The organism is Photobacterium damselae subsp. damselae (assembly GCF_038086725.1).
GTDB lineage: Bacteria > Pseudomonadota > Gammaproteobacteria > Enterobacterales > Vibrionaceae > Photobacterium > Photobacterium damselae.
Genome location: NZ_CP146971.1, coordinates 756,248 through 774,244, shown reverse-complemented (window position 1 = coordinate 774,244; position 17,997 = coordinate 756,248). Strand labels below are relative to the sequence as shown.

The 17,997-nt window shown below is 37.8% G+C and carries 18 protein-coding genes; 6 read left to right on the top strand and 12 right to left on the bottom strand.

The genetic code is table 11. From position 1 onward, the window contains the following. Positions 1-5: 5 nt before the first annotated feature. The 3 genes from WAX86_RS18105 to WAX86_RS18095 are packed head-to-tail and all read right to left on the bottom strand — an operon-like array spanning position 6 to position 2,385. Positions 6-488 carry a DUF4381 domain-containing protein gene (locus tag WAX86_RS18105; protein ID WP_044179514.1) on the bottom strand — a complete coding sequence of 161 codons (483 nt, stop codon included), beginning with the start codon at positions 486-488 and terminating at the stop codon, positions 6-8. Continuing rightward, positions 485-1,432 (bottom strand): DUF58 domain-containing protein, encoded by a 948-nt coding sequence (locus tag WAX86_RS18100; protein WP_065170902.1) that lies wholly within the window; start codon positions 1,430-1,432, stop codon positions 485-487. Before WAX86_RS18100 ends, WAX86_RS18105 begins: the two co-directional genes overlap by 4 nt. Further along, positions 1,429-2,385, bottom strand: coding sequence for a MoxR family ATPase (locus tag WAX86_RS18095; protein WP_341489433.1), 957 nt, complete (start codon positions 2,383-2,385; stop codon positions 1,429-1,431). The genes WAX86_RS18100 and WAX86_RS18095 overlap by 4 nt, the downstream gene beginning before the upstream one ends. Positions 2,386-2,737: 352 nt before the next feature. Here WAX86_RS18095 and WAX86_RS18090 point away from each other — a divergent pair, with 352 nt between their 5' ends. After that, positions 2,738-4,147, top strand: coding sequence for an undecaprenyl-phosphate glucose phosphotransferase (locus tag WAX86_RS18090; protein ID WP_341489432.1), 1,410 nt, complete (start codon positions 2,738-2,740; stop codon positions 4,145-4,147). Positions 4,148-4,197: 50 nt separating this feature from the next. Further along, complete coding sequence (locus WAX86_RS18085) at positions 4,198-5,184, top strand: glycosyltransferase family 2 protein (protein ID WP_252689150.1); 987 nt, start codon at positions 4,198-4,200, stop codon at positions 5,182-5,184. 34 nt (positions 5,185-5,218) lie between these two features. Here the strand turns inward: WAX86_RS18085 and WAX86_RS18080 are convergent, their stop codons facing one another. From WAX86_RS18080 to WAX86_RS18070, 3 genes are all read right to left on the bottom strand, one after another. Beyond that, positions 5,219-5,383, bottom strand: a complete 165-nt coding sequence (locus WAX86_RS18080; RefSeq protein ID WP_005305783.1) for a hypothetical protein — start codon at positions 5,381-5,383, stop codon at positions 5,219-5,221. Positions 5,384-5,551: 168 nt separating this feature from the next. Beyond that, on the bottom strand, positions 5,552-5,851 hold the full coding sequence (locus WAX86_RS18075; protein WP_005305780.1) for a YfcZ/YiiS family protein: 300 nt from the start codon (positions 5,849-5,851) through the stop codon (positions 5,552-5,554). A 115-nt stretch (positions 5,852-5,966) separates the two neighbouring features. After that, positions 5,967-7,886 (bottom strand): ATP-dependent DNA helicase RecQ, encoded by a 1,920-nt coding sequence (locus tag WAX86_RS18070; protein WP_005305666.1) that lies wholly within the window; start codon positions 7,884-7,886, stop codon positions 5,967-5,969. 588 nt (positions 7,887-8,474) lie between these two features. Between WAX86_RS18070 and WAX86_RS18065 the strand changes: the two genes are divergently transcribed. After that, entirely contained in the window at positions 8,475-10,118 is a 1,644-nt protein-coding gene (locus WAX86_RS18065; protein WP_341489431.1) for a methyl-accepting chemotaxis protein, read from the top strand. Between the two features lie 57 nt (positions 10,119-10,175). Here the strand turns inward: WAX86_RS18065 and WAX86_RS18060 are convergent, their stop codons facing one another. Then, positions 10,176-10,661, bottom strand: a complete 486-nt coding sequence (locus tag WAX86_RS18060) for a CreA family protein (RefSeq protein ID WP_036765789.1) — start codon at positions 10,659-10,661, stop codon at positions 10,176-10,178. A gap of 205 nt (positions 10,662-10,866) precedes the next feature. Here WAX86_RS18060 and WAX86_RS18055 point away from each other — a divergent pair, with 205 nt between their 5' ends. Next, positions 10,867-11,202, top strand: a complete 336-nt coding sequence (locus WAX86_RS18055) for a hypothetical protein (RefSeq protein ID WP_036765788.1) — start codon at positions 10,867-10,869, stop codon at positions 11,200-11,202. Positions 11,203-11,306: 104 nt separating this feature from the next. Here the strand turns inward: WAX86_RS18055 and WAX86_RS18050 are convergent, their stop codons facing one another. From WAX86_RS18050 to WAX86_RS18040, 4 genes are all read right to left on the bottom strand, one after another. Beyond that, positions 11,307-12,335 carry a hypothetical protein gene (locus WAX86_RS18050; protein ID WP_238071312.1) on the bottom strand — a complete coding sequence of 343 codons (1,029 nt, stop codon included), beginning with the start codon at positions 12,333-12,335 and terminating at the stop codon, positions 11,307-11,309. Beyond that, positions 12,332-12,646: a DUF1289 domain-containing protein gene (locus WAX86_RS20305; protein WP_376788116.1), complete on the bottom strand. Its 315-nt coding sequence runs from the start codon at positions 12,644-12,646 to the stop codon at positions 12,332-12,334. The genes WAX86_RS18050 and WAX86_RS20305 overlap by 4 nt, the downstream gene beginning before the upstream one ends. A gap of 98 nt (positions 12,647-12,744) precedes the next feature. Beyond that, positions 12,745-13,293 (bottom strand): GNAT family N-acetyltransferase, encoded by a 549-nt coding sequence (locus WAX86_RS18045; protein WP_065170913.1) that lies wholly within the window; start codon positions 13,291-13,293, stop codon positions 12,745-12,747. 695 nt (positions 13,294-13,988) lie between these two features. Further along, positions 13,989-14,558, bottom strand: coding sequence for a hypothetical protein (locus WAX86_RS18040; RefSeq protein ID WP_081313101.1), 570 nt, complete (start codon positions 14,556-14,558; stop codon positions 13,989-13,991). A 445-nt stretch (positions 14,559-15,003) separates the two neighbouring features. Here WAX86_RS18040 and WAX86_RS18035 point away from each other — a divergent pair, with 445 nt between their 5' ends. Further along, complete coding sequence (locus tag WAX86_RS18035) at positions 15,004-16,221, top strand: NupC/NupG family nucleoside CNT transporter (RefSeq protein ID WP_341489430.1); 1,218 nt, start codon at positions 15,004-15,006, stop codon at positions 16,219-16,221. A gap of 79 nt (positions 16,222-16,300) precedes the next feature. Here WAX86_RS18035 and WAX86_RS18030 read toward each other — a convergent pair whose 3' ends face one another. Continuing rightward, entirely contained in the window at positions 16,301-17,143 is an 843-nt protein-coding gene (locus WAX86_RS18030; RefSeq protein WP_341489803.1) for an NAD(P)-dependent oxidoreductase, read from the bottom strand. A 267-nt stretch (positions 17,144-17,410) separates the two neighbouring features. Between WAX86_RS18030 and WAX86_RS18025 the strand changes: the two genes are divergently transcribed. Next, positions 17,411-17,968 carry a hypothetical protein gene (locus WAX86_RS18025; protein WP_081282922.1) on the top strand — a complete coding sequence of 186 codons (558 nt, stop codon included), beginning with the start codon at positions 17,411-17,413 and terminating at the stop codon, positions 17,966-17,968. The last annotated feature ends 29 nt before the right edge of the window (positions 17,969-17,997 follow it).

Below are 17,997 nucleotides of genomic sequence, written 5' to 3'. Positions count from 1 at the left end.
GTTAATTACTCTTTATTTCTTACGGATTGAGATGATACTTTTTTAAGCCAACAATGTGCTTGTTTATAGCAACGATCAAAAGTTTCATCATCCATTTTTGCATTAGAAAAAAGGCCTGATTGCCACTGCTTTTCTAAAGCGACAAACCCTTGTTTCTTTTCATCAAGCGATGAGTCGAGAAACGTCATCCAGTGTTTTCCGGTTAACTTTGCTACTTCTTCTCTTGGGAAATAGGTCAAGGCAACTTGCTTAAGTAAGGCATTGAGAGCAGATATGTCTCGAGTTGACTTAAGTTGTTTTAGCCTATTTAACGCTTCATTTTTAGCTAAATTATTTTGTTTATGGTGTCGCGTACTTATAACAAACAAAACAATAAGACATAAAATAGCAACAATGACGGCCCACCATCCCCAAGCAAGAGGCCAGTAACTAGGCACTGCTTGTACATGAACATCAGCTAATGGCAGTAGTTCAGGTTTTGTTGTCACTTTCTGCCTCCCATTTGAGTTAGTTGGTGTGTAAGTGTTTTTGCTGCCGATAGTTTATGCAGTGGAATAGCCAACGATTTTGCCAAATGTTCAATAAACTCTTGATGTTGATAATAACTCTGTTCAATTGCTTGACGCGTCTTTTTTGATGAAAAATCAAGCCAAGCGGAACGTTTATTATCGGTTACATATTCTCGACCACGATACTGTGTCTGACCTTGCTCTAAAGGGTCATAAATCTGAACAAATTGCATTCGATTATGATGACGTAGCTGGGTTAAGCGTTGCTTATCTTGATTGTATAAATGATAGAAATCACTGATGACAATAATATCACTACCTTTTGGGCATAGGTAATGGAGATGCTTTAAGGCTTCAGCAAAAGAAACTAGATTCGGTTTTTGAATGTGTTCTAGTGATTCTTTATGTGAAGCGATTAACGCATTAATTAATCGAAGTGGACCTTGTTGACGAGCCGTAGGTTTGCACTCAACTAAACTGTGACCGTTATAGATAATAGCTCCAATTCGGTCTTTTTCAGTGACAGTTAACCAACTGATTAAACTACTGAAATGAGCAGCTTGTACTGACTTTAGTAACAATTGAGAACCAAATTGCATGTTAGAACTCAGATCAATAAGCATCATCACTGGTTGTTCACGTTCTTCAGTAAACAGTTTTGTATGTGCTTTACCAGTACGCGCAGTTACACGCCAGTCGATAGAGCGAATATCGTCGCCTGGTTGGTAAGGACGTACTTCGGCAAAGTTCATACCTCGCCCTTTATGGCGGCTAACATGCTGTCCGTTTAGCTGTGACCAAATACTGTGTGCTGGGGGTAACCAACGCACAGTTTGGTTTTTATATTGTAGAAGTTCAGCCAAACAGAGTGTTACACCATCACTATAAGCGGGTAATAAAGCACTCATTGCTGTTTGATTCATACACTTGCAACCTGCTCAAGTAAGTGTTCAATAACACGATCACTAGCAATACCTTCAGCTTGTGCCTCGTAGCTGAGTAATAAGCGGTGACGAAGTACAGGAAATGCCATCGTTTGAACATCTTCAGGTGTTACAAAATCACGTCCTTGCAGCCAGGCGTGTGCTCGAGCGCAACGATCAAGTGCTAAAGTCGCACGAGGACTAACCCCCATTTGTAACCAACTAGCTAAAGTATCACTGTATTTTTCTGGTTGGCGAGTCGCCATGACGATTCGGATGATATATTGCTCAACATCTTCTGCCATATAAATGGTAAGTACTTGCTTACGCGCTTCAAAAATCTCTTCTTGGCTAATGGTTACGGCTTCGGCTACTTTATTACCCAGAGCTTCACCACGATTTAGCCGTAATATTTCTAATTCACTATCTGCATTGGGGTAGTCGACCATTAGTTGCAGTAAAAAGCGATCAAGCTGAGCTTCCGGTAATGGGTAGGTACCTTCTTGTTCTATGGGGTTTTGTGTCGCCATCACCAGAAATAGCTCTGGAAGAGGGTAGGTTTTACGGCCTGCAGTAATTTGTTTCTCCGCCATGGCTTCAAGCATTGCTGCCTGAACTTTGGCCGGAGCTCGGTTTATCTCATCAGCTAGGATTAATGAGTTAAAGATAGGACCGGCTTGAAAACTAAATTCCCCTGTTTCTGGACGGAAGATATCTGTGCCAGTTAAATCAGCAGGTAGTAAGTCTGGTGTAAATTGGATACGGTGAAATTGCCCTTCAATACAATCTGATAGCACCTTAACTGCTCGTGTTTTAGCTAGGCCTGGAGGACCTTCAACAAGAATATGTCCATCGGCAAGTAAAGCGATAAGAAGCTGTTCAACAAGCTCTGGTTGGCCAATAACTTGTGATTTTAAGTAATTGTTAATTTTCTGGAAGCTATTGTTTAACATATTAATTTATCTGTAATTATATGAATTTAATACTGGTAGTTATGACCATGTTCGGTGATGAAAGTTCAAATAAACCAATATTGTATGATGATTGGCTTTGAATTATATGCATAAGAAAAGATAGATATAATCAAAATCAGACCTATTCATATGAAAGCATACCTTTGGTGAATGATTGGTGGCTATTTATCATAAAGTTTTGACTTTATTTATTTGGTGACAATTTTTTGACATTCAATGATGGTAATAACATTATAATTAACTAGAAATAATATGTTTGTTTAATAAAAGAATAGTTACTATAAATATCAAAAATGGTTGCGCGATCTAACCGTAGGGTGTGTATTTGACAATGAAAAGACAATCTCTAATGATAGTCGATGATGGGTACAATATATTATTAAAAGCATGTGACTTTATCATCATTAACTTAGTGTTATCTCTCTTAATTCAGGGACAAGTAAAAAATGAAACTGTAGTTGATTTTGCAGCAGGTTTCTTATTTTCTGTTATATTTATATTGATTGGAGAGTATTGTTCTCTCTACAAGAAAAATGTCAGATTAAATATATCGAAAAGCCTCATAAAATGTACATTAACTTTTGTTTTAACTACGGTTGCATGGTTAATTCTCCGTAACCAGTTAATGTCTCTTGAAGGTATGGAGTACTCGAATTTACGTCAACTGATGGTTCATGGTTGGTTCGCTTTATCCTTAACTTTTCTTTTACTATTTCGTACTACTGTTGTTTTTGTTATCCAATCATGTTGGAAAAAGATGGCGGTAAAAAAGATCGCTATTATTGGTTTGACTAGCGGTGGTATTGCGGTTGAAGCAGCTCTAAGAAAGGAATTAAAAGGTCAAAATTTTACTATTGAGTATTATGACGATCGTGATGAGTCTCGTTTTGGCTATATGACGAAAGCTTCTTTTAAGGGAAAAGTTGACACTTTATTACAAAAAGCAAAGCAAGGTGATATTGACGAAGTTTATGTTGCTTTACCCATGGTTGCTCGAGATCGAATTCAATATTTTTTAAGGTTGTTATCGGATACAACGGTTGAGACATATATTGTTCCAGATTTATATACCTATAATAATGCAATTAATCAGATCCGAGAAATTGATGGTGTCCAAACATTGAGTGTGTTTGCATCTCCTCTCGATGGATTGGGGGATGTCATTAAACGTATAGAAGATATTATTATTGGTGGTTTGATTACGTTAATGATTTCTCCAGTACTTATCGCAGTTGCTATTGGTGTTAAGCTGAGCTCTCCAGGCCCGATTTTGTTTAAACAAGATCGATATGGTTTAGGGGGTAAATGCATAAAAGTATGGAAATTCCGCTCTATGAAAGTGATGGAGAATGATGCAGTTGTTACTCAAGCTACCAAGAACGATCCTCGAGTTACCAAATTTGGCGCATTTATCCGGCGTACGTCACTAGATGAACTTCCACAATTTTTTAATGTGCTCCAAGGTTCAATGTCAATTGTAGGTCCTCGACCTCATGCTGTTGCTCATAATGAAGAGTATCGTGTTTTAGTTGATAACTATATGATTCGTCACAAAGTAAAACCTGGTATCACAGGACTTGCTCAAGTTAATGGTTATCGAGGTGAAACAGATACTTTAGATAAAATGGAAATGCGTGTGCATTACGATATCCGCTATATACAGTCTTGGAGTTTATTCTTAGATCTGAAAATTATATTTATGACGGTGTTTAAAGGATTTGTTGGTGAGACTGCATATTAGCCATAGATTACATGGCATATTGTTAAATAGTATTTATTTAAAGGCTAATTATGAGTGATGAGATCTTTATTTCAGTTATTATAAAAACGTATAACGAGCAAGAGGGTATCGAAAAGACCATATGTAGTATACGTAAGCATATGAGTAATTATCCTCATAAAATTATAGTCGCAGATAGCTTATCAACAGATGATACTCAAAAAATTGCTCAGTCAAATAATGTTGAGGTTATTTCTCTGGTTGATCCTAGTGATCGCTGCTGTGGTGTAGGTCATCAATTAGGTTATTTACTGAGTGAGGGTGACTATTTATTGCTGCTTGATGGCGATATGGAGCTAGAAGATGGATTCATTCATGAAGCTGTTCAGTTTCTGCAAGATAATCAGGATTATGCTGGCGTTGCTGGTATGGTTGAAATGGATGATGTAGAAAGTTATGAATTTAGGGCCCGAAAGCAAAGGATTCATCAAATTTATCCTCTTGGGGATTGCGATCATTTAGGCGGTGGAGGCTTATATCGAAAATCGGCTATTGATCAGTTAGGCTATTTAACTAATAGAAATCTTCATGCTTATGAGGAATCTGAGTTGGGTATGCGATTAATCGATGCTGGATATAAGCTGCATCGATTATCAATTCCATATTTTAAGCATACATCTTATGATATGCCTTCCTTGGAAATGTTAAAATATCGCTGGAAAAATGGTTATCTGTTTTCATCTGGCGAGTTAGTTAGAAGCGCCTGGGGTAAACCATATTTTAAACAAGCATTAAAGACTATTAAAAATGAAGCTATCTTTGCGGCTTACCTAATACTAGTCGCACTTTCAATAATGAGCTTGGATATAAAGTTATTTATTTTTTCTTTAATACCAATATTATCGTTTTGGGGAATAAAAGTAGTTAAAAATAAATCGATAAAAGATGCTACTCAAAGTGTAATTAATATGATGTTCTTTTCTGCTGGATTGTTAAGAGGACTATTTAATAAGCCAAAAGATCCTTACCAATCTCCAAATTATAAAATAATAAAATAAAGAAAGTTATAAGGGGGAAGTAGTCCCCCTTATATTATCTAATCAACCTTCCATTATTTTGCGCGAGTTTCCCGGTGCCGCCGGGGTGTACTCGTTCAGTAACGCCCATTTCTTGCATAAGCAGCTCTTTCATTGCTGCAGCTTCTCGCTGATTTGTTGGTTTCCAGTTTGAGATAACACGAGCTTTATTCTGTTGCATGACCAATCCTTGCCTCACTTAAACAATGTGTTTCATATGTTATGGTTATTTACCATATTATTCTAGTTATATAGTGATTTATTTCTAAAAAAGTGTAACAAGAATTGAAAGGAATAATTGAGTAGATATGTCATTGGCCCCTCAAGGAAGGAGAGGCCAGAAGAGATCTTATTTTGCGATTGAGCGACTACGCAATTCAAAGATTAGTTTTTCTGCACTACATTCAAATTGGATGCGAGCTGTAAGCTCAGTGCTATTTTCTTCAATTGGACTAACTTCAAACTTGAAGTTTTCATTTACTTCTTTAGCTAGTGCTAGGTAGTTAGCTAATTCAGCTTCAAGAGCCGCTTTACCATTAGCAAAAATAGTAACGTCTGCTACATCATCATTTTCTTTGATGATAAAGCCCATTTCAGCTGAAACGCCGCACGCTTCACAAGTTTGATATTCTTGAACGTCTTGAGTCATGACTTTAATCCCCATTTAATATTTGCGAGTATTTTAGAACGTAGCTGATTAGAACGCTATTCATAAATGATGAAAACTCAGTTTAGTAATACTGAATGATGTTTTTTTGTCTAATTTATCCATAACATTGCTTAACATGTTCAAGTACATCTTTGTACGGGTAATGCTCTAATTGGGCAAAGCCTTTTAGACTTTTGGCTTTTATCGTCGTGTGGATCGGAGAAGCCATTCCGGTTAAAAAGCGACTTAAAACACTGGCTTCTGGTTGTTCATTACATTTGGCTATAAATTCATCACACCATTGCGTTATTTTTCGATTATCTATCGGTTCCGCTAACACGATTGCGGGCAAAGTTGCGGTTTTCCCCCTACATACGGAACAGTGATGACACTGCTTAGGAGCGTTTTCGTCACCGAAGTATTGAGCAAGTTTATAGCTTAGACACTCTTTGCTTTCGAAAAATCCTATCATTTCATCAATGCGGTTGATCTCATTATTTTCTTTATTATGAAAAAGGTCATACAAGGCCTTGGCTTCATCTTCTATGTTAAATGAGCTGTGTGTGATTTTATACACGTCGGTCATTTGCTTACTTTCTAGGGTCAACCAACCTTTTTGTGCAAGATAATCCATCGCAGCCACAACGCGTTGTCTTTCACACTGATAGAGTTGCCATAACGCAGTAAAATCTAGTGTATGCCATACTTTTGCTTTAGGCGAACATGAGAATATGGCTTGTAAAAACTGTAAACGTTCGCCTTCAAAATGTTGCAAGATATCATTGACTGGAATGTTGAATTTAAAGCGATACTCAGCGTAATAACTGTATACGGGCTCGATAATATTACGAATTTCTAGATAAACGAGTAGCGTCTTTAATGGCAATAATCGAATATTACTATCTCTCGATAGACGGTTGATCATCACTTCCCAATGCTGCTCTGCCTGTGCTATTTCGCTTAACACTTTAATGATGGCACTTTGTTCTGGAGTATCGCCATAGATAAAGTTTTCCAAAACATTTAGGCCCGATTTATTCGCAATAACAGTGCAGGTTGACTGCTGACCATCACGTCCTGCTCGGCCAATCTCTTGGCTGTAGTTTTCAATTGATTTCGGCAAATCAAAGTGAATAACTTGGCGAATATTTGATTTATCAATACCCATGCCAAAAGCAATGGTAGCAACAATACAGTCAATTTTACCCTGCATAAATTGTTGTTGAATATCATTACGTCGCTCACTGCTCATGCCTGCATGGTAAGCATGTGCATGGATATGGTGACGTTCGAGTTCTTCAGCAAGCCATTCTGCGGTATTTTGCAAAGTAACATAAATAATTGTTGGCCCTTGATTTTGATCGTTCGCAATTTGATTTAACAAACTTGAGAATTTTTCATCTTCTTCTGATGTAAGAATATTGAGATCTAAATTAGGACGATAAAAGCCTGTTACTACAATATTCTCTTTTTCAATGCCAAATTTTAGTTGCATATCATCGATAACAGCAGGTGTTGCCGTTGCTGTTAATAGTAGCACTTGAGGAATATTGAGTGCCTTTTGGTATTCAGGTAATTTCAAATAGTCAGGACGAAAATTATGTCCCCATTCAGAAATACAGTGAGCTTCATCTATAACCAGTAATGAAATCGGAACATGTGAGATAAATTGTCGAAATCGTTCGTTTTTTAAGCGTTCAACAGAAATCATTAAAATTTTGATATCACCTTGTCGAACTTGTTGCATGATATTTTGACTTTCATCCCATGTTTGGCTTGAGTCAATTGATGCCGCTGCGATACCTTTGCTTTGGAGGAAATCAACTTGATCTTTCATTAGTGCCAATAGCGGCGAAATGACCAAAGTAAGATGAGGGAGAAGCAAAGCTGGTAGTTGATAACATAAAGATTTGCCTGAACCTGTCGGAAAGATGGCAGCACTTGAATGTCCATCTAAAACTCGGGAAATCACATCGTCTTGCCCTTGTCGCAGTTGAGCAAATCCAAAGACTTTTTCTAATGTTTGTAAGTACATAATTCAGACACTCTGTATTTTTTTCTTATCCTACCTTATTCCTCGGGTGTTGGGCATACCTGCACAAAAAATGTGATCGTTTTATAACTATTTCTGTTGTTTTATGAACGCTATTTTGGGGTAGTGTTAGATTCATCGTGAATAATTGGTCCACAAATTAGGTGGAAATTTGAAACTTGTGCAGTTCAAAAATCGTATAGGTTGTGTCTAACAGAAATAATATAGATGATATTTATGTCTATTATTGAGCGCTTAGGTTTATACCCAAGTAACCTCAAGATGCGAGGTTCAGCGAGAATAATTTGGTTTACAGGCAAGGCCGCGATTTGAAGATCTAGTGGCTCTAAATTAAAAATCGTTAACGCAGTATGTGAAGCAAATTAACTCGCCCTTTGGGAGCGTGTCTGTGACAATGCTCTGAATCCTGCATCTTGAAGTCACTTGGGTATATATCATGAGTCGTAACTGACTCTTTTATTATTACTATCGAGATGTTTTGTGATATCACTCATAGGTGCTGAAAATTGCTTTTAAGTTAATCTCTCTGTTGCAGATAAAACAGAGAATTTATTTTTAAGTGATATATGTATGCAGTGGTTTAAAAATTTATCTTTCCGTTGGAAATTTGCTATTCCAATGGCGTTTATTGTTAGTATTTTTCTATTGATTATTGGCTTTGCATTAGTTGTTTTTAGTAATGTTGCAGAGTCTGAGCGAATACAAAGAGCGGAGGTCCAACCGGTTCTTGATAAACTTGAAGATGGATATCGCGATCTCTACCAAGTTGTGACTGCTGGTCAGGGTATTATTCTGGCAAAAGGTGATGCTAAACTATTGGCATATCATCAATTTGAGTTTGAGGACAATGGCAGTAAAGCTTTACCTCGTTTAATGTCAGTACAAGAGCTAATTGATTCAAAGTTCTTACCAACCTCGACCCAAAGCCAATTATCACAATTGCGTTCAACCTATGAAGCTTGGATCCAGCATTATTCTTATATGGCTGATAATCCTATGTTGGCAGAATCCTATAGTCGAGAGAATGATGCTCAAATGAATAGAGAGTTTGAGCAGTTAAGATCTCAACTAAAAGGTATTCGAGGACAAATAGAGACATCGTTAACTGAACTTCGTCAAAGTATTGAATCTGATATTCGTCAAGCGGTACTGTCGCTTCAGATCGGTGGTTTTCTCGCATTGATGCTGGCTATAGTTGTTGTATTAGGTGTTGGACAAGTGGTGCTTGCTCCTATGCAGCGCTTGAGTATTGCAATGGAAAATATTGCAACAGGTGATGGGGATCTAACTCAACGAGTACCTGTAGAATCTAGTGATGAATTAGGGCAGTTAGCGACATCATTCAACCAATTCGTTGATAAAATTCATGTTACAGTTCAAGCAGTTTACCAAACCATTAATACGGTTAGTTCACAAGCTGTTCAAATCAAAGATACGACTCAAACGGTAGTTGAAAGAGTTGTTGATCAGCAGGAACAGAGTGCACTTGCCGCCACTGCTGTAAATGAGATGAGTGCAACAAGTGATACGGTTAGCCAGCATGCAAGTGAAGCGGCTCAAGCAAGCCAATTGGTTTCTGATGAATCTAATGCTGCTAAAGTTGTACTTCATCAAACGGTGGCTGCTATTAATCAACTTTCTGAAGAGATTGAATCCTCAAGTATTGTGATTAGTGATCTTGAACGAGATGTAAGTAATATTGCCTCTATACTTGATGTTATTCGAGGCATTGCTGATCAAACTAATCTGCTCGCTTTAAATGCTGCCATTGAAGCGGCTCGAGCAGGAGAGCAAGGTCGTGGTTTTGCTGTTGTGGCTGATGAAGTTCGCTCTTTAGCCAGTAAAACACAGGAAAGTACTGGCGAGATCCAGATTATGATTGAGCGTCTTCAGCAAGGTGCAAATCAAGCAGTGAAAGCAATGTCTTTGAGTAGTCAAAGTGGTATTGCAACTGTTGAGCAAGCTAATAATGCTAATCGTTCACTAGAGAGTATTACTGATTCTATTAATGTTGTGAATGAAATGAATTTGCAAATAGCAACAGCGGCTACTCAACAGAGCCAAGTTAGTGAGGATATTAATCTTAATATTCAAAAGATTGCTGATAATAGCCAAGATGTAGTTGTTAGTTCAAATCAGTGTCACGATATTATTCAAGACTTAGCAACTAAGTGTGAGCAATTAGATACATTAATTCGACAATTTAAAGTGTAGCATTAATAGGAAATAGGGCGGTTCATCATTCTAAGATAAACCGCCTTGTTTATTCTTTTAGTTACTATGCTCTGTTACCGCAGGTGCAATATAGGCTTTTGTTCCCCAAAGAGGTACAGTCGATAAACTGTGTTTAAAACTGCCTGAAGTCTCTTTAGTTGAGTAGCTTAAGTACATAAGAGTCTGATGTTCAGCATCAAATATTCGACGAATTTTCATCGATTTAAAGAAGATACTCTTAGATTTTTTAAAGACAACTTCCCCTGATTTTGATTTATCAATTTGAGCGATCATTTCGGGGGTGATTTCGCCCGTTTGACGACAAGAAATTGATGAGTCTGATGGATCGGCTAGGCTTAAGTTTGCTTCAATACTAGCAATATGACATGTCACTCCAGGAACATCAGGGTCTACAAGAGAGTTTAGTTTGATGTCTTTAGTTGTAAAAGCACCTAAAGAAACATCACCCACTTCATCACCTCCACAGCCACTTAGTAGAGTTGTTGCAGCAATAAGGGTTGCAATTAACGGCGCTTTTTTCATATTTATCTCCAAATAATACAAGCTATTGGTTTATCTTAATATTTATAGTGTGATTTTGCGTCAGATTTTAGTGAATTAGCTCTACTTGCTCGATATTTTGACATAAAAACTTTAAATTAACAAAAAATCAACATAGTATAAAAGTGTGACTGTAAAAAAGGTGCAATGAAATGCGATAAAAAAAGTAATCAATTTGGAGGGGGCTATGTCTAATGTATTAAAGTTTCCTGTGCAAGAACCACGCAGAGAACCCACTGAACTTGAAAAGATGGTAGAGCAAGAGCTGGTTGATCTCGGAGCTGATGTAGAGATGGCTCGAACCATTACTCAGCGAATGGAACGTTTTTTAGAGTTGGCTGCTTTTGAATTTGATATGCGGATGAAAGTATCGAAAGAGTGCTTGGATGAAATGAACCAGAATGTTTTTCCTGTTATTTCTGAAATGCAAGCCTCGGTACAAGAGACAATGAGTGAGATTTTAACTGAACGAGTTATGCATGAAATTCAGTTGTATAATCTTGAGCTTAAAGCGGGTCGTTAATATTTGAGAATACACAATAATGGATAGGGCTGCAGATTAAAGCCGTTGGGAAGATAAAACCAACGGCTTTGTTGTTTCTATGGTAAAGGTTATTAATACGGGACTTATTTGTTTATATCGCTGGGGTATAACTTTTCGGCTTTACTGCCTAGAGCCCAAAAACTAATAGCGAGTAGAGCAAAGAAAATGGTTTTATGCATGCTATCCCAAAAGTATTCAAAGAATCGGGTGTATAAGTTAATCAGTAAAAATGTAATACCAAAGCTGCGATATAACACTTGATTGTGTTTAATACCGAAATAGATAGCGCCCAGACAGCCAAAAATTGAGAAAGCTGCCCATTGTATAAGCTCTATTTGTGGTGTTTTTTGCCATAAGTTGATTTCTGAGTAGTTACCAAAAATCGAGAGGAGCCATAAAGCGAAGAAACTGTACAGCAAACCCATAAATAAGGTGGAATCTTGTAAATATGGTTGGCGTTCTTTTTGCCAATGACCAAATGCAAGTATAACAGCACCAAAAAAGACGAATCGTAATGGAATATTAGTACCTAAAAAGTAGTGTTCAGAGTTGCTCCATAGATCGGTTTGGAGTAAAAACCATAAGCCAGCTCCAATGAGAAAGAATAACCAGATAAGTATGGATCTAAGTTGAAGACCCAGTAAGCCATAAATAAGAGTGGGAGCCAAAATAAACCAAGTATCACTCCACTGATTAAATGTTGATGTTTCATGTAAAAAGCCGAAGGAAACGGCCGTCATGAGAACCCCAAAAAAGAAGATAGCTTCATTACTGATATTTTTACTGGGATTAAGGCGACGACGGCGGATCCCAAATCCATAAAACATAGTAGCGATTAGCGCAGATAGTAGTGCAAGAATACTGGCTGGCGTATCAATAATTTTTGCGATTAATGACATTAAATAATCATCTGCAACAAGCACACCGACAGAGATAACAAAACATGAAATTGCGATCCAAAATGAGTAAACAGCTAATAATTTCCAATCAAAACCAATAATTTCATAACTGACAGCTAGCTGTTTAGCTTGTTCATCATCAATGAATCCTTTTTCATGCCAATGGGAAAGGGTTTGGTCTAAAAATTGTGCTTGGCGTTTGGTTATTTTCATAGTGACGGTCGCTTTGCTAAACACTGGCGGCATAGACATTGGTTATGAGATGTCTGTTTACATGCCTCAATTTTTTTCACATCAAGATCAAAACACCAACACGTTTTATCTTCTGCTTTACACCCACAGTAAGTTGGTTGTTGGCACTGAGGGCAGGTGTGCGTATATCTAGCCCTTCGAATTTGGAGGATCTTCATCGCTTGTTGTTCCTCGGTTAAATCTGGCCACTGTTGAATTTCAGTTTTTGTTCTGCCACAACCTATACAGATGCCATTTTTCAATTTACACACACCGATACATGGAGTTTTCATAAATACCGCTATCGCTTTTTATTCAATCCTCTAATAATACTAAAAAGAGATGTTCTTGTATGGATTTCTCTTCTTAATTGCAGGCGCTGAGTTTTGGGTTATTTCGTTTCAATATGGCTCTTTGCTAGTACACATTCATAATAATCAAGCTGCTCTTTATGATTATTATGCAGACGCTCGACAGAGTTTTTGTACTCCATACCTATCTTTTTCATAACCTTGCCAGATGATGGTTCACGATGTAGATGGCGTGCGTAGAGATAATGAAGTTCTAAGTCACGACTCGCATATTCCTTTACAGCCAAAGCCGCTTCCGTACAAAAACCATTTCCCCAATAGGGGACGCCTATCCAAAATCCTATTTGTGCGTGGTTATCTTTGATATGCTCTAGACCTACACAACCGATGAGCTTATTTGATTGTTTTTCTACAATGGCAAACATAATGGATGTTTTTGCTTGCCACCCAGCTAAATGAACGCCAATCCACTGCCCTGCCATTCCATCGTGATAAGGGTGAGGTACCGATAGCGTTTTATTTGCAATACTGAAGTCTCCGGCAAGGTGCTGAATCTTGGTTGAATCTGATAATTCTAAGGGGCGCAGTAATAAACGAGGTGTTTCTAGTAACGGTTGGTGAAGAGACATAAAACCTCCAAGATTAAGTAGCGTCCTTCATTTAAAGAGAATTAACTGTTTTACTCTAGTTGCAAGATCAATTTTTTGACAGATAGCATAAGGAAAGTATTCAAAATGGGATCTTAAAGGCTCTTTTCATCGTGGTATTCCATATTGAGATTAAAATCTATTTTCATATTCTTCAAAGGGTTAAAGGTTTTTTGTAGATAAAGTTTGTTTTTTGTCCAAAAAGTGGTTGCTAAGTTTATTAAAGCTACTTATATTAAGCGGGTTGATATAAGTCGTAAGGTGAAAATTAGCACTGTAAGCCTATCTAGCTTTAACCGTCACTGAAGTTAAGAACATCACTCCACGCAACATATCACATTTCTAAAAATAAACTTTAAGTAGAAACCTGAAACTTTTAAATGGTTCTACGGTCTCACTTAAAGTAAACGTAAGCTGTTAGTCTCATTGTCATGAATATGTCATTAGAGTTTATTTAAACAGTAACAATAATAAAGCAACATAATAATCAATTTATACCATTGGTAATTTTTTGATTTATGTTCAAAAATAAAAACAGAGGTGTTTTATGAGATCACGTAACCGTAGACAGTGGTTTTACTATCAAAACCAATCAGTTAAAACTGCTGCAAAATCTAAGTGATTAAACATGTAAGCGATACTTTAGGTGATAAGTATCGCTTTAATATTTTCAATGTTTAATTAATTATTCTACCTTTTATCTGTGCCGATTCCGGTATTTCTTTTATTTTACTTCCTGATAGATATAAATCGCCACCTACTTTTAGATTAAGAGGTAAATAGGTGAGTTTTGTATTGTTAAGATATAAATTTCCACCAACAAATAGGTTATTGGGTAAATAGGTAATGGGGGTTGAAATTAAACTTAAATCACCAGGTACAATTAATCCTTCTGGCAGGCGATTAACCTGAGAATGTGCAAGGTTTAAATATCCTCCAACTTTTAGCACATTGGGTAGAAAGGTGATATTGCTATAAGACAAGTCTACATTTCCTTTAACCTTTAAAGGAGAGGGAAGGGGCGAAATTTTAGTGTGTGATGCGATAAGACTGCCGTGGACATCTAACGGTGAGGGTAATTGAAGATCACTAAATCTAGGGAAGTATAAGTTGCCATAGGTGTCGGTATAATTAAGCAAGTGAACATTTGATAATACAACCTTTGCAAATGCATTGGATGAGCCAAGAAAAAAGACAATACAAACGATTATCTTTAATTGATTGAGCAGTAACAGAGATTTAGTCATACAATTTAATACTAATTGTTTGTTTTTATACGGTTCTTATATTATCGGCAAACCATATTAACACTTGAGCTAAACGTTATCCTTTTGATTAGATTCCCATCAGATAAGCAAATAAACTAAAAAAAATGCCTTTAGGGCTTGTTTTTGTGATCCATATCTCTATATACTCCGCTCCCGGCCAGAACCATCGAGTTCAGCCACCTTAGTTACAAGCTGTCACCATGGAATGTGAACGACCCACGGAGTTGGACCGGCGTTAATGTTAGCTTGTTAATTTAGGTGACTTGTATGTTGTACAATCGGACGGAATCAATTTTGTTTGTTAAGCCTTTGGGTTTGACACCTTCCTATTTTGCTTTTTCTCTAAAGCATCTGCCCTATTTGTTTCAACAGACAGCAAGACCTACATTTTTCGACATCCAATTAAAACTCGTAGGACGAAATAATGCAGTTATTAATTAGTATCGCCGGTATTTTGGTGCTGATTTTGTGCGCTTGGGCTTTTTCTGAAAATAAAAAAGCCATCAATTGGCGCACAGTAGGCGGAGCTCTGTTTTTACAGGCGGGCTTTGCAGCGTTGGTATTGTATATACCTATTGGGCAGAAAATGCTAGGGGCCATGAGTGATGGTGTTGCTGGCCTATTAAGCTTTGCTGATGTGGGTATTCAGTTTGTTTTTGGTGATTTATCCAATATTCAAAAAAGCGGCTTTGTTTTTGCTATTCGTGTCCTACCTCTTGTTATCTTCATCAGTGCTCTTATTTCCCTTCTTTATTATCTTGGCGTAATGCAATGGATCATCAAAGTTCTTGGTGGTGGAATTCAAAAAGCTTTAGGTACTAGTCGTGCGGAATCATTAGTTGCAACAGGTAACATCTTCCTTTCTCAAGGCGAATCGCCACTTCTTGTTAAACCTTTCCTTTCTCAAATGACTCGCTCTGAACTGTTTGTTGTGATGACCTGTGGTATGGCATCAGTAGCCGGCTCAGTGCTTGGTGGTTATGCAGGCTTAGGTGTTGATCTGAAATATTTGATTGCTGCTAGCTTTATGGCTGCTCCTGGCGGTCTATTAATGGCAAAGATCTTAGTACCAGAAATCGGTACGCCTGTTGAGCAAACTGCGATTGAAATGGAAAAAAGCGATCACAGCAATGCAATTGATGCTTTAGCTGCTGGTGCAATGAACGGCATGAAAGTGTCTGTGGCTATCGGTACAATGCTGATTGCCTTTGTTAGTGTTATCGCTATGGTAAATGCTGGATTAGAATCTGTTGGTGAGATGTTTGGCTTTGCTGGCATGACGATGCAGAAAGTTCTTGGTTATGTATTCTCCCCATTGGCTTTTGTTGCGGGTGTTCCTGCTCATGAAATGTTGAAGGCTGGCTCTTTCATCGGTGAGAAGCTGATCCTAAATGAATTTGTAGCATTTATGGATTTTGCGAATGTTAAGCAGACTCTTTCTGAGCATACTCAAGTGATCATTACTTTTGCACTGTGTGGTTTTGCTAACATCGGTTCAATTGCGATTCAAATCGGCTCAATTGGTGCGATGGCGCCAGATCGCCGTAGTGATGTAGCAAATCTTGGTTTCCGTGCTGTCCTTGCCGCGACATTAGCTAACTTGATGAGTGCAGCTCTTGCAGGTATCTTTATTTCTCTATAATGAAGAGTGATAAATAGTTGATTCGATAGGGGAGGCTAAGTGCCTCCCTTTGTTTTGTAACTGTATTTTGGAGCAAATATCAAACAGCTTTTTGTTCAAATTGTTTAATAAGTACTGACGTATCACAACGGTTTAAACCTTGCTGCTGTAATTTTTCATACTCTTTATCTACTTGGTGAGTCATAGGTAAATCAACACCAAGCTTGTCTGCTGCTTCAAAGCAAATGGCGAGATCTTTTCTCATCCAATCAATGGCAAAACCGAAATTAAATTGATCCGTAGCCATAGTCGTGGCTCGGTTCTCCAGTTGCCAAGAACCTGCTGCGCCATGTTTTAATACTTCAGCCATCTGTTCTATATTTAAACCCGATGCTTTCGCTAACGTGATGGCTTCTGATAATCCTTGCAAAATACCGGCAATGCAGATTTGATTCGCCATTTTTGTTGTTTGTCCAGCACCTGAATCGCCCATCAAGGTTACTGCTTTTGCGAAAGCGGCTATTGTATCTTTTGCTTGTTCAAATACATTTTTATCGCCACCTACCATTACTGTTAAACAGCCATTAATTGCTCCTGCTTCACCACCCGATACAGGCGCATCTAAAAAGTGGCAATTGACCTCTTTAGCTGCATTGTATAGCTCTTGAGCCAGTTGTGCTGATGCCGTAGTGTTATCAACAAGAATGGCTCCTGATTTTGCATGAGATAAGATACCATTATCACCATAATAGACTTCTCTAACATCATTATCATTACCAACACAAGTAAAGATAATTTCTGCCTCTTTAGCTGCGATTGCTGGCGTTAATGCGCTCTCACCGCCATATTCTTTAACCCAATTTATTGCCTTTTCATGGGTTCGATTATAAACCGTGACCTGATATCCAGCTTTTTGCAGGTGAGCAGCCATTGGATATCCCATGGTACCTAAACCAATAAATGCGACCTTTTTCTGCACGACTATCTCCTTGTTCTTTATATTTTCGTTTACGGGGAAATACACCCAAGCTATTGTTACTGAACTTAACATCTTAATGTTATTTGAGGATAAAGACTCAGATTTTTGTTATCAGCACTATTATGAGGTGAGCTTTGCTGTTTTATGTGATTATTCACTTGTATCTCTGCGCCGTCAGCTTTATGATGCGACGTCATAGTTTAAAACAGTGGTTAATTTCTCGCTTATTTTATGTTTTCGGTCTTATTTCGTTCATTTATCTTGATGCTCTGTCTTGGGTTAACTTCGGTTGCTCATGCTGACGCACGAACGAAATTTGAACAAGATTTTTATCATTTGAGCGTGAATACTAACCAGCTGATCGTCGAGGGTACAGATAACTCCTTTGATATTGCAACGTTATATCGTCAAATTCACATAGATGAGACGGTTGCTTCATACCCCTTTGCCCGACAAGACAAGCTGATTTGGAAATTTGCGAATCAGACAGAAGAAGAGTCTCATGGCGATCACCAGAGCCGTGAACCCCATGATATTCGGTTGGGATTAGCAAATTCTAGTCGATTTTTAAGTATGGCTCATCATGATCCTGATGAAGTCCAGCCGCTTTATTATCTCGCCCATGAGATTTCAGTTCCTTCGATTTTAAGTATAGCGAAAAGCTATTCTGAAGATTTATGTCCAACACTTGATTGGATCCTCAAGATAAAACCATCCTCTAATCGCATCTCTGGTTGGAAAGAGAGCAATTTGACATACCGAATTTATTCACATCAATATTTAGCGTAACGCGCGCCCACACTCCAAGTTTTTTTAGT